The following is a 13,355-nucleotide window of genomic DNA, read 5'->3' on the forward strand; positions in this document are numbered from 1 at the left end:
CGTATTTCTCTAAAATATTGATTGCTACAAAGGTGCCAAGCCTAAAGGCTTTTGGGGCTTAGAGCAAATTCGTTAGGATTAAAATCTTGGTAGCCAAATATTGTGGCGTATGATTCTAACGCCGTCGGCGTGGCATCTTTTGGGTTTATTGTAGAAAATAAAAGCCGCATAACATTACGCTAGGCGGCTTTTGATTTCTTAATCATGCAAATATTTGAGAAGTGCTTGATAGGCTGGACTCAGTTCTTTTTTGCGACGTGCCATGACGCGCTGTTCTGTTTCGAGGAATTTATCAAAACGATATTTTTCCCAACTCGTGTCCGAACCGCCCCACGAAAACGATGCGATATGTTTGGCAGGAAATCCACCACCAAAAATATTAGCTCCGACACCTACCACCGTGCCCGTGTTGAACATGGTATTGATGCCGCATTTGGAATGGTCGCCCATCATTAGGCCACAGAATTGTAAGCCCGTATCTTCCTCGTTGCCAGTGCCGTAGTCGTAGAGTTTTACGTTGGCGTAATTATTTTTAAGGTTGGAGTTATTGGTGTCTGCGCCCAAGTTGCACCATTCGCCCAACACGCTATTTCCCAAAAATCCGTCGTGCCCTTTGTTGCTAAAGCCAAACAAAACGGAATTGCTTATTTCGCCACCAACTTTACAAAATGGCCCGATGGTATTGTCGCCGCGCATTTTGCCGCCCATGTTGATTACCGCGCCTTCGCACAAAGCCAGTGGCCCTTTGATGAGCGAACCTTCTTGTACTTGTGCGTTGCGGCCAATATACACGGGGCCTTCTTCGGCGTTGATGATGGCCGCTTTGATGTTTGCGCCTTCTTCCACAAATATATTTTCAGCACCATATATAATAGTGTGTTTGTCGGCGATGGGTTGCGAGGTGCGGTCTTTGGTGAGGCGTGCAAAATCTTGGCGAATTTGTGCCCCGTTTTGGGCGAAAATATCCCATTTGTGCGCGATTAGCGTAACGGCTGCGGCGTATTCGGTTGTTTTTGGACTAAAACTGCCTGTTTGCCATTGGCTTACTTGCGTGGCCGAAAGGCGAGCCGCCAACAAAACGCCGTTTTGGGTGAAGCCTTCGCCTGTGGCTAAAGCTGCGCACGCGGTGGCCAGTTCGTCGGTGGGACAAAGTGCGCCATTGACGAGCAAATTATCTTCGGCCACGTGTAGCGGGAAGAGCGTTTGCAAAGAAGCGTCTGTGAGGAATGAGCCTTTGTTTTGGCTATAAAATTCCCATTTTTCGGCAATCGTAACAATCCCGACACGAATGGCGGCCACAGGGCGCGTAAAAGTGAAAGGTTTGAGTGAGTTGCGAAATGCGGGCGTATCAAAGAAAATATAATTCATGGATTGGTGAAATTTGACAATAGATAAGAACCTGTGCAAAGTAAAGCAAAAGCCCTCTTTAAAGTAAATGGTTACCGCAAAAAGCCCGATAACAATGCAGTTATTTTTGGTTAAAAGAAAAGAAATGCTAAAAGGTAAATTTTTTCAGAAAAATATAAAATAGTCTATTGTAATTTTGATTAAATTAAACTTAAAATCGAAAACAGTAAATTGTAGAAGATTTATGAGAGAAAAAAAACATTTTCGGTTCAATTAGGGTGTGAGGAAAAGTTGTATTGTTATTTATTTTGATTCTAAAAATGAGGCTAAAATTTTGGGCTTTTTGGTTTTTTAGTACCTTTAAGGCTCAATAGGCAACCGACCTGCATGGGTTGGTTGCTTTTGGTTTTGCAAAATCCTTATCCTAATTTATATATGATGGTTACCGTAAAAGATAAATCATTTAAACTTTTTATTGACGAACAGGAAATTGCAAGCCGTGTGGCTGAGTTAGGTGCAAGAATTAGCCAAGATTACGAAGGAAAACGTCCTTTGTTTATTCCTGTGCTCAATGGCTCTTTTATGTTTGCGGCAGATTTGCTGAAAAATATTTCGGTGGACTGCGAAGTTACTTTCGTGAAAGTAGCCTCCTATGAAGCCATGGAAACCAAAGGCCAAGTAGAGGAAATTTTGGGTTTAGAAAAGGATTTGAAAGATCGCCACATCGTAGTGGTGGAAGATATTGTCGATACGGGCATCACAATGACAGAGATACTGAGAAATATCAGGGTTTTTCATCCTGCCTCTGTTGAAATTGCCACAATGTTTCTGAAGCCCGATGCGTTGCGCCGTGAGTTGAGTCTCAAATATGTTGGGAAAGAAATCGCGAACAAATTTGTGGTAGGTTATGGCCTTGATTACGATGGTTATGGCCGCAATTTGCGCAGTGTTTATCAGCTTCACGAATCCGAAAATAGCTAAGATTTACCATTTATTTATCCCCTAAAAACTATGTTAAATATAGTATTGTTTGGTCCTCCTGGCGCAGGAAAAGGCACTCAAAGCCAGAAACTTATAGAAAAATACGAACTTACACACCTTTCTACTGGCGACTTGCTTCGTTCGGAAATTGCGGCAGGCTCAGAGTTGGGTTTGAAAGCAAAATCTTTGATGGATGCGGGTTTGCTCGTGCCTGATGAGGTTGTAATCGGCATGATTGACAAGAAAACGTCTGAAAATCCTGATGCCAAAGGTTTTATTTTTGATGGTTTTCCGCGTACCGTACCGCAAGCGCAAGCCCTCGACGTACTTTTGAACGGCAAAGGCACGCCCGTAAATTGTATGGTGGCTTTGGAAGTAGAAGAAAATGAGTTAGTTACTCGTCTTTTGCTTCGCGGTAAAACGTCTGGCCGCCCCGACGACCAAGACGAGGCTCTTATCGCCAAACGCGTACAAGAATACAATACTAAAACTGCTCCCGTAGCGGACTATTACAAATCTCAAAGCAAGTTCTCATCTGTGTATGGCATCGGCGAGATCGAAGAGATTTTTAGCAAAATTTGCCAAGCTATTGAAAAACATTCTGCTTAGATTCAGGAATATTTAAAAGATATTTTATAGAAAAGTAGCCATTGTTATTTTGTTTTCTGAAAGCAATAATAATGGCTGCTTTTGTATTTTATAGATATAAATGCAATTTGGATACAAGCGTATCGTTAAAGTCAAGATTTTATTTTCATTAACCCTAAACAATATTAAGTATTTTACCGCTAAGCCAATATTTGACTAGTGAGACTCATTTTGAGCTAATAAAATATTGAAAATTGTGTAATATACCGTATAATTGTGCTTGGATTATTTCTATTTTCCAAAAATCACTTTTATTACAATCAGAGATATTTTACACCTAACATACCATTCTACTTTTCTAACGTTTAACTAACCTTCTCATACTTTTATTCAAAACAAATTTCATGAAAAAACTTTCACTAACTAAATTTTTCATGCTCCTGTTCGTGTGCTTACTGGCTTATAGTCAGGCAATGGCATCGCACATCGTGGGCGGTGAAATAACCTATAAGTATTTGGGACAACTTGGCTCGTCGGCCACTCCATTTCGGTATAAAATAGACCTGACGGTTTATGTGGATCGAAATAGTCAGTTCCCTAATGGTAATCCAGAAACAGGCAATATTTTCGTTGGGGTTTATGCGGCGAACAGTTGTAACTTGTACAAAACCCTGACCATGACCCCCAACCCTGTGGACGTACTTCCCGAAATGCCTCCCAACTGTAATGCAGATGCTTGTTTGGGTAGCGTGGCAATTTCGGTGAATAAGATGACGGCGACTGTGGACTTGGCCTTCAATATGGCAGGGTACTATATATATTGGCAACGTTGCTGCCGCAATAGTTCAATAGACAACTTACAGAACGCTGGCAATGAGGGTTCTACATTTTTGGCTTATATTCCGTCTGCCATTTTCCCCAACAGCTCCCCCGAATTTGTAGAATCGGGTATTCCTTTTATTCTTACAGGCGATACCACTACTTTTTCTAATAATGCCATTGACCCAGATGGCGACCGCCTTATTTACTCGTTTGTCAACCCATACAATGGTGCTCTTTCTGGACAACCGTCGCCATTTGGGCAAGGCGCACCCCCTGCTTGTCCTTCATATAATAGTATTAACTTTAATGCTGGATATACACTTACGCGACCATTTGGCCCGAACAGCTATGCTTTTATAGACCCTGCCACTGGTTTTACAAAATATTATGTTCCCAATGCTGGACGGTATGTAGTAACGTTGGAAATCAAAGAATACCGAACGCTTTCGGACGGTACGGATACGCTACTCACCCGAACGCGAAGGGAGTTGCAGTTTATTGCCAAAACGGCGGGTGTGGCAGGTTGCCCCGTAAATGCCGCTCCCGTATTCAGATCCATAACCAATACTACGCCTACTTATACTTATAATATTTATGAGGGTCAGGCGGTTAACTTTGTAATCAGGGCTACGGATACAGCCACAGATAGTTTATACTTGTCGGCCAAATCCAGTATTTTAAATGGAACAAATGGTTATACTGGGCCGTTGGCTACCTTTACGAATGTAAAAGGAATAGGAGATGTTTCTTCTACTTTTTCTTGGCAACCCAATTGCGGCCAGACGGGAAGCTTTGCGATTAATGCTACCGTTTCGGACCGAAATTGCCCCCCCAAAACCAGTAGTGCGATTTATACCATTAACGTGCTTCCTTTTGATGCACCACCCCGAATTTTTGGTCCTGACACGGTTTGTTCAACTTCCTCGATAGGTACTTATTATGTTCAAACCACTTCGCCAGATAACCAGTTTACGTGGAAAATAACAGGCGGAACATTATTAAGCAATATTCACAATGATACCATCAAAGTACAATGGAATGGCTCTAATACTAATGGTTTTCTTACTTTAGTTCAAAAGTCATCAAGTGGGTGTCAAGACTCGGTCAGTACGAAAGTATATGCCAGAGCGTTTCAAACCCTAGTGGCCAAAATCCCGTCAGTAAACGCCAAAAGTATTTCGATTTGTGCAGGTCAATCCGTAGGTTTATCGGCAACGGGCAGCACAACGGGCTACAGATGGTCGCCAAGTACAGGTTTGAGTTCCACAACATCGGCCACTCCGACAGCCAGCCCAACCGTTACCACACGTTACATTGTTACAGTCGGAACGGGTAGTACGATTAATTGTTGGAAGACAGATACAGTAACGGTTAATATTGTTCCGAAAGTAGCCGATGCAGGTCCTGCCACAGCATCTATTTGTAGCGGAGATTCGTTGTCGGTGGGCGTAACAGCTGTAAGTGGCTACACCTACGCGTGGTTGCCGATTACAGGCGTAAATAATACGACTAAGTCCAATCCTAAAATTAAGATTGTAAACACAGGTACAAGCAGCCAAGTAATTAAATATTATGTTACGGCTACACATACGGCCACAGGTTGTACGAGCCGCGACTCTATTTCGGTTACCGTTGCGCCTGCGCCTGTTGCGGTGGCTGGTACGGATAAATCTTTTTGTGTAACGGGTTCTGTACAAATTGGAGCGGCTTCGCAAACTGGTTTTACTTATTTGTGGTCGCCAAGCACTGGTTTGAGCAGCACAACGGTTTCTAACCCAACTGCTACATTGACCAATACAGGTACTTCTCCGATTACTCAACAATATATCTTGAAAGTAACGACGGGCAGCACGGGTACTTGCGCTGGATTTGATACAGTATTGGTAACCGTCAATCCTCGCCCTGTCGCGTTGGTTGGTTCTAATCAATCGGTTTGTTTGGGTGCTACTGCCGTTTTGGGCGGAATAGCCAATCCAAGTTATACTTACGCGTGGTCTCCGAAAGCGGGCTTGGATGATAGTACTAAAGCCAATCCAGTATTTACAGGCACGGCAGTTGGTGTGAAAACTTATACTTTAACGGTAACAGACAATACAACGCAATGTGTAAGCAATACGGCCACTGTAACTATAACGGTAAATGCTGCCACTAATGCCGTGGCGGGAGTTGATAAAACGATTTGTTCGGGTATTACTACACAAATTGGAGCAGTTTCTCAAACAGGCTTTAGTTACGCATGGTCGCCAAGTATAGGTTTGAGCAGTGCAACGGTTTCTAACCCAGTCGTAACTTTAAGCAATACAGGCACTTCTTCGATTACGCAACAGTATATTTTACAAACCACCAATACCGCTACGGGTTGCGTGGGAAGAGATACGGTAGTTGTAACCGTAAATCCGTTGCCAGTGGCCGTGGCTGGAGCAGACAAGACAATTTGTTCTAATGGTTCTGTACAAATAGGAGCAGCGTCCCAGACGGGCTTTAGTTACGCATGGACACCAAGTACAGGTTTGAGCAGCGCGACGGTTTCTAACCCAACCGTAACATTAACCAATACAAGCACTTCTGCCATTACCCAACAATATATTTTGCAAGTAACCAACACGACTACTAATTGTATAAGCAAAGATACTGTTTTGGTAAAAGTAAATCCGTTGCCAGTGGCGGCGGCAGGCACAGACAAAGCCGTTTGCGTTGGTTCTACGGTGGTTTTGGGCGGCGCAGCCAATCCGAATTTCACTTACGCGTGGTCTCCAAAAGCAGGCTTGGACGATAGCACCAAAGCCAATCCTGTATTTACAGGCTCGGCGGTAGGCGTGAAAACTTATACATTGATTGTAAAAGATAACACTACACAATGTGTAAGCAATGCAGCGGATACGGTTTTAGTAACTGTAAATCTATTGCCTACGGCTATTGCGGGAGCAGATAAAACGATTTGTTCGGGAGGAACTACCCAAATAGGTGCAAACTCACAAGGTGCGGGCTTTGGGTACGCTTGGACGCCAAGCACAGGCTTGAGCGGTTCGGCACTTTCCAACCCGATGGTAACACTGACTAATACAGGTACTTCAGCTATTACACAGCAATATATTTTGCAAATTACCAACATGGCCACCAACTGCGTAAGCAGAGATACGGTAGTTGTAACGGTAAATCCTCGCCCTGTTGCCTTAGTGGGTAATCCTCAAAATGTGTGTATCAATAGCACTGCGGTTTTGGGCGGCACACCTGATGCCAGTCTTACTTACGCGTGGTCTCCGAAAGCAGGCTTAGACGATAGCACCAAAGCCAATCCAGTATTTACGCCAAGTGTGGTAGGTGCGGTAACTTACACGCTGGTAGTTACTAACAATACGACGAATTGCGTGAGTGTCCCTGTTTCGATTACGCATCAAGTAAAACCATTGCCTGTGGCGGTGGCTGGTGCGGACAAAGTGGTTTGTTCGGTACAAAACACGTCTTTGGGTGCTGCGCCTGTGGCTGGCCTTACTTACGCGTGGTCTCCAAAAGTTGGTTTGAATGATAGCACATTGGCCAACCCAATTTTTAACATGGCTTACGCGGGTACGGATAGCCTTATCAAAACGTATGTACTCACTGTAACAGATGGTTTTAGCTGCCAAAAAACAGATACGGTAAATGTGGTTGTAAAACCATTGCCAATAGTTGTGGTTGGAACAAATGACGCATTTTGTGGTAGTGATACATTCGAATTAGGTGCGCCGCCAGTACAGGGTTTTAGTTACGCATGGTCTCCAAGTACTGGTTTGAGCAATGCCAATATTGCCAATCCAACACTTACGTTGAGCAACAACACCCAAACTGACCAAGTACACGATTATGTGCTGACAGTAACGAATATTAAAACGGGTTGCTCGAATAAAGACACCATTTCGGTTCGAGTGAATCCGTTGCCAATCGTGAATTTGGGTACAAATGACTCACTTTGTTCTGGTCAAACCATTACGCTTGGTGCGGCTGCGGAGGCTGGTTTTATTTACGCATGGTCTCCAAAAGTTGGTTTGAATGATAGCACTCTGGCCAACCCGACGCTTACTTTAACCAACCCGACGCAAGCCGTACAAACACATGATTACGTGCTGACGGTAATTAATAACGTAACGGGTTGCGAAAGCAAAGACACTTTGACTGTTCGCGTGAATCCGTTGCCAATCGTAAATGTAGGCGTAAACGACTCGCTTTGTTCGGGTGGAAATATTGTATTGGGTGCGGCTGCCGTAACAGGTTATAGCTACGCGTGGTCTCCTGCTACTGGTTTGAGTAATGCAACGGCTGCCAATCCGACGCTTACTTTAACCAACGCAACACAAACCGTAGAAACGCACGATTACATTTTGACGGTAACCAATAACGTAACGGGTTGCGAAAGCAAAGATACTTTGACCGTTCGTGTGAATCCGTTACCAATCGTGAATTTGGGCGTAAACGACTCACTTTGTTCTGAACAAACTATTACGCTTGGCGCGGCTGCCGTGACAGGTTATAGCTACGCGTGGTCTCCTGCTACTGGTTTGAGCAATGCAACGGCTGCTAACCCGACACTTACTTTAACCAACCCAGCCCAAACGGCGCAAACACATGACTACGTTTTGACGGTTACCAATAATGTAACAGGTTGCGAAAGCAAAGATACTTTGACTGTCCGCGTGAATCCGTTGCCTTTGGTGAATTTGGGTGCGAATGATTCGCTTTGTTCTGGTCAAACCATTACGCTTGGTGCGGCGGCTGTGGCTGGTTTCAGTTACGCATGGTCTCCAAAAGTTGGTTTGAGTGATAGCACTTTGGCCAATCCGACACTTACTTTAACCAACCCAACGCAAGCCATACAAACACACGATTATGTGCTGACGGTAACTAACAATGTTACGGGTTGTGTGGATAACGATACTTTGACTATTCGCGTGAATCCGTTACCAATTGCCAATGCAGGAACAGACAAAGCCATTTGTTCAGACGACAATACAACCGTTGGCGTGGCGGCTCTTGCCAATGTTACTTACACTTGGACTACGAACGGACAAGGTACGCTTTCGGCTGCTAACGTGGCCATGCCAACTTATACCGCCGCCAACCTGACCCAACAAGTTCGTGTAGATACATTGTATTTGTTGGTGCAGGCACAGCCTACGGGTTGCGTTTCGACGGACACGGTATTGGTAACGGTAAATCCTCGCCCATTGCCACAAACTATTTTGTATGCAACTACTTGGGTTTGTCCGAACTCCGATGCGGTTTATAAAATCGTTCCAACTGACCCAACCGACACATATCTCTGGACTGTGGTAGGTGGTTCAATCAATGGCGCAAACACAGGCACAGCCATACAAGTAACTTGGGGCGGTGCAAATCCGGCCGCTAAAGTGTATGTACGCGCGACCAACCAATACGGTTGTGCGGGTGGTCTGGACTCTATTACGATTTCCATTAACCCACAACTTCACCCTGTAACGCCAGCAGGTGCGGACACACTTTGTTCGTTTGATGCTGCCAACCAAACTTACCAAACAGGTGCGTTTGCCAATGCCGCTTCGCTTTATACGTTTGGCGTGCAACACCCCGACGGTTCGCAAGTGTCTTTCCCATCGCAGTTGGGCAACAACCAAATTACTGTAAACTGGCAAGGTTTGGGTATCGGTAAAGTTTGGGTTCGTGAAAATATCACTACCTCAACGACGGTTTGCGAAGGCGTTTCGGATACATTGTATGTATTGTTACAACCAAGCCCAGACAGTACTTTGCTTGTAAATGGTAGCTCGTTCTTGTGCGAACAAACTTTGTCGAGTGCTTATAATTTGGCTGGTGCAAATAATGGATCTTCTTTTGTTTGGACAATCACGCCATCTGCTGGCGCAACTTTTGACGGCAGCACCAACAACGATTCTGTACGTGTAAATTGGCTTGCAGCAGGTACTTATGTGCTTTCGGTGCAAGAAATTTCGGCGGCTGGTTGCGTAGGCAAACTCATTGATACGACCATTACCGTAAATCCTTTGCCAAACACACAATTGCTCACTTACGACACACTTATTTGCCCAACTACATTGGGCGGCAGAGTGTACGCCGTATCAGGTTTGGCAGGTTCTAAATATCAATGGACAATCACAGGCGGAAGTTTTGCTGGTACGGACACGACGAGCAGCACGGCTGTAATCAACTGGTCTGAGTCCGCAAGTAATTACGCGCTGTCGGTAGTCGAAATTTCGGCGGCGGGCTGTACGCTTACCGCGCCTCTGAATGTGCCATTGTATGCCGACAAATCAAGCGTTATACTTACACAGGTGAGCGGCTCAGAAACCGACGCTACGGCAATTGAACTTTTGTTTGCGGTGAATAATCCACAGACTTATCCACAAGACGGCAAAATTACCGTACAACGCCGCAAAAAATCAGGCAACGGCAGTTGGACTAATTTGGCAGAACTTCCGTACACGGCTACTTCTTACACCGATTTCCCAGCCGAACCAGACACGACGATTTACGAATATCGTGTGGTAGGCGAAAATCGTTGCGGTGCCGAGCTTGCAAGTGCTGTGCAAAATAACATTGTGTTGAAGGCGTGGGCTTTGGAAACAGAACGCCTCAGCCAATTAGCTTGGAATCAGTATGTTGGTTGGCCAAATGGCGTGTTGCGTTATGAGATTTATCGTAAAGCAGGCGAAACGGCAACTACCTTCGATTTGTACGACCAAAAAGACGACGGAGGCCTCGCTTGGGAACGCAAAAACGCATCGGATGCCTTTACGCAATGTTATAGAATCAAAGCCATTTCGCCAGACGGCGCGTTTAGTTGGTCGAACAGCGTTTGTATTTCGTTTGAAAACAAACTCGTGATTGCCAACGTCATTACGCCAAACAACGACGGCAAAAATGATAAATGGGTGATTGGTAACATTGATTTGTACCCAGACAGCGACGTGAAAATCTTTAACCGTTGGGGCAAAGAAGTCTATAAAACGAAAGGCTATGATAACTCATGGGATGGCGAAGATTTGCCAGTAGGCGTTTATTTCTACGAGGTGAGCAGCGACCAAAAAGGAGTCAAAGCACGCGGTTGGTTAGAAATTTTGCGTTAGTCTGCCAAAGGCTATTGTTTTAAAGAAAGGCTGCCTCTTCGGAGGTGGCCTTTTTGCTTTCCGAAAAATGTTTTTGCAACTAACTATCCTCCAAACACTTACTATTCTTTTTTCTTTTGTGAGGATAAATAATTTTTTGTGGATTTTAATTTGATAATCAAGAATAAACCACTATTTTTGCGCTCCTTTAAAAAGAGCATAAAACTAATTTTAAACATAGCGTCATGAAAAAAGATATTCACCCTGTGTACAGAGACGTGGTTTTCCAAGACCAGTCAAGCGAATTCAAATTTCTTACTCGCTCTACGATGACTTCAAGCGAAACTATCGTATGGGAAGATGGAAATACATATCCTGTAATCAAAGTAGAGGTTTCTTCTGCTTCACACCCTTTCTACACAGGCAAAAAAGCATTTATTGCTACTGCTGGTCGTATCGACAAATTCAACAAACGTTACAAAAAATAATCTTTTTGAAGCGTTTTACAGCATAAAAAAAGCGAACCGTTCTACTGAAATGGCTCGCTTTTTTTATTGTCTTTATGTAGCAATTATCGTAAAGATTTCACACCTACGGTGTTTGTGCCGACTCCGAATATTTGGTTATTGCTACAAAGATTTTAATCCTAACGGATTTGTTTTAAAGTAAAATCAGGCCTTTAGGCATCTTTGTAGCAAATATAATTCAGATTACCACGCCGTCCAGCCGCCGTCCACGCTCAACACTGAGCCTGTCATGTAGCTGGAAGCATCAGAAGCCAAAAACACAAACGGTCCGTTGAGTTCTTCGCGGTTGCACATACGGCCAAGCGGCGACATACGCGCAAAGTTTTTCAAAAATTTCTCTTCGTGGTCGTTGAAAATTCCGTGCGGCACGATGGCGTTGCAACGGATATTATCTTTGGCATAAAACGTAGCCAAATAGCGCGTATAATTCGGAATAAACGATTTGGAAGCGATGTAATCAATCGGTTTGTATTTGATTTCCGCACCGTCGCCGAAGTCGTAAAGTTGCTGATTAGGAGCAACCATCGAATACGTCGAAGCCACGTTAATAATGTTGCCAGAGCCTTGTTTGAGCATTTGGCGGCAGGCGTGCTGCGTCATAAGTACTGTCCCCGTTAGGTTTACTTCTACGGACTTGCGCAAAAGTTCCATTGGGTAATTTTCAAAGCGGCTGGCGTTTACTGCACTTGTACCTTGCTTGTCGAATTTGGCATCAATGGCCGCGTTGTTTACCAACACGTCCAAACGTCCGAATTTGGCTACAATGGCTTCCATGCAAGCGGCTGCACTTTCTTCGCTGGTGATGTCCAATACCTGTACCAAGAAACTGTCAGCCGAGTATTTTGCACCAAATTCTTGGGCAATGGTTTCGGCGGCGTTGGCGTTGATGTCGGCCAATACTACTTTGGCTTCACCGTCCAAAAAAGCCGTGCTAATTTCTTTGCCAATCAGCCCGAAAGCACCTGTTACTAAAATTACTTTATCCTTTACAGAAATCAATTCTTTCATAAAAAATAACAAATTATAAATTTTGTGGGCAAATATCTATCAAAAAAACAGAGAAAACCAGTGCAGATTGGTATTTTTGAATTTAATACTTAGACAATATTAAGGCTTTGCTCTTTTATTTTTTCAAGCTCTTCTTTCATCTGCACCACGAGGCGTTGAATTTGCGCATCGTTCACTTTAGAGCCAATCGTATTGATTTCGCGGCCAATTTCTTGGGCAATAAAACCTAATTTTTTGCCGCTGCCTTCTATGTTTAGTGCCTCCAACGCATAGGCCAAGTGGCTGCGCAAACGCACTTTTTCTTCTGCAATATCCAATTTTTCGATATAATAAATTAGTTCTTGCTCAAAGCGGTTGTTGTCGATGGTCACGGTGGCGGCAAGCTCTTGTATGCGGTCGTGAAGGCGTTGGCGTGTGGCTGCAATACGTTGAGGGTCAAATGTTTCTACCTCCGAAAGCAAATCGCCGATCCGTTGCAAATACTCGGTCAGTTTGCCGCGAAGCGTTGCGCCTTCATCGGCGCGGAACTGGTCGCAGGCTTGTGAGGCTTGTTGCAAAGCAGCCTGAATGGTTGCCCAGTCGTTGGCGTTACGCGTTACCAAATCGCCTTCGTGTAGTTGGGTGGAGGCTTCAGGCATTTGCATAGCCATGCGGAAAAGCTCTATATCGTAGTTATTTTTTTCGGAAAAAAGATGTTGCGTCGCATTGTTCAAGTCTGCAAAATAGGCTTGCACGATGGGCAGATTGACAGCTACGCGCGGCGTTACAGCACCTTTTTGAGTTACGTCAATCGAAACATTTATTTTCCCGCGTTCCAGCACATTGCCTACCATGTTTCGGATTTCGATTTCTTTTTCCGAAAAGGCGCGAGGCATGCGCACGAAGATTTCTAAGTTCTTAGAATTGAGGGATTTAACTTCTGCCGTAACACTTACTGTATCCGTTTCGAGTGTTGCCACTCCATAGCCTGTCATTGATTTTATCATAATCCAAAAAAATTACCTTT

General features: G+C 44.3%; 7 protein-coding genes. 4 read left to right on the forward strand and 3 right to left on the reverse strand.

Annotated features, from left to right (window positions below; genetic code table 11):
• Window positions 1-198: 198 nt before the first annotated feature.
• A complete protein-coding gene (locus BM090_RS06965) occupies window positions 199-1,368 on the reverse strand; it encodes a GlmU family protein (protein ID WP_091509845.1) in 1,170 nt (389 codons plus the stop codon).
• A gap of 414 nt (window positions 1,369-1,782) precedes the next feature.
• On the opposite strand from BM090_RS06965, the gene hpt reads away from it, so the two are divergent.
• The 4 genes from hpt (at window position 1,783) to BM090_RS06985 (ending at window position 11,302) form a co-directional block, all read left to right on the forward strand.
• Window positions 1,783-2,328, forward strand: a complete 546-nt coding sequence (gene hpt, locus BM090_RS06970) for a hypoxanthine phosphoribosyltransferase (RefSeq protein WP_317040730.1) — start codon at window positions 1,783-1,785, stop codon at window positions 2,326-2,328.
• Between the two features lie 30 nt (window positions 2,329-2,358).
• Window positions 2,359-2,937 (forward strand): adenylate kinase, encoded by a 579-nt coding sequence (locus BM090_RS06975; RefSeq protein WP_091509848.1) that lies wholly within the window; start codon window positions 2,359-2,361, stop codon window positions 2,935-2,937.
• A 383-nt stretch (window positions 2,938-3,320) separates the two neighbouring features.
• Window positions 3,321-10,835 carry a T9SS type B sorting domain-containing protein gene (locus tag BM090_RS06980; RefSeq protein WP_091509851.1) on the forward strand — a complete coding sequence of 2,505 codons (7,515 nt, stop codon included), beginning with the start codon at window positions 3,321-3,323 and terminating at the stop codon, window positions 10,833-10,835.
• Window positions 10,836-11,059: 224 nt separating this feature from the next.
• Window positions 11,060-11,302, forward strand: coding sequence for a type B 50S ribosomal protein L31 (locus BM090_RS06985; RefSeq protein WP_091509854.1), 243 nt, complete (start codon window positions 11,060-11,062; stop codon window positions 11,300-11,302).
• A gap of 222 nt (window positions 11,303-11,524) precedes the next feature.
• On the opposite strand, the gene BM090_RS06990 is transcribed toward BM090_RS06985, so the two are convergent.
• Together BM090_RS06990 and BM090_RS06995 are read right to left on the reverse strand one after the other, a co-directional pair.
• A complete protein-coding gene (locus BM090_RS06990) occupies window positions 11,525-12,349 on the reverse strand; it encodes an SDR family oxidoreductase (protein ID WP_091509857.1) in 825 nt (274 codons plus the stop codon).
• Window positions 12,350-12,438: 89 nt separating this feature from the next.
• Entirely contained in the window at window positions 12,439-13,323 is an 885-nt protein-coding gene (locus tag BM090_RS06995) for a YicC/YloC family endoribonuclease (protein WP_317040731.1), read from the reverse strand.
• Window positions 13,324-13,355: the final 32 nt, after the last annotated feature.

The sequence above is a fragment of the Flexibacter flexilis DSM 6793 genome, from assembly GCF_900112255.1.
Classification (GTDB): domain Bacteria; phylum Bacteroidota; class Bacteroidia; order Cytophagales; family Flexibacteraceae; genus Flexibacter; species Flexibacter flexilis.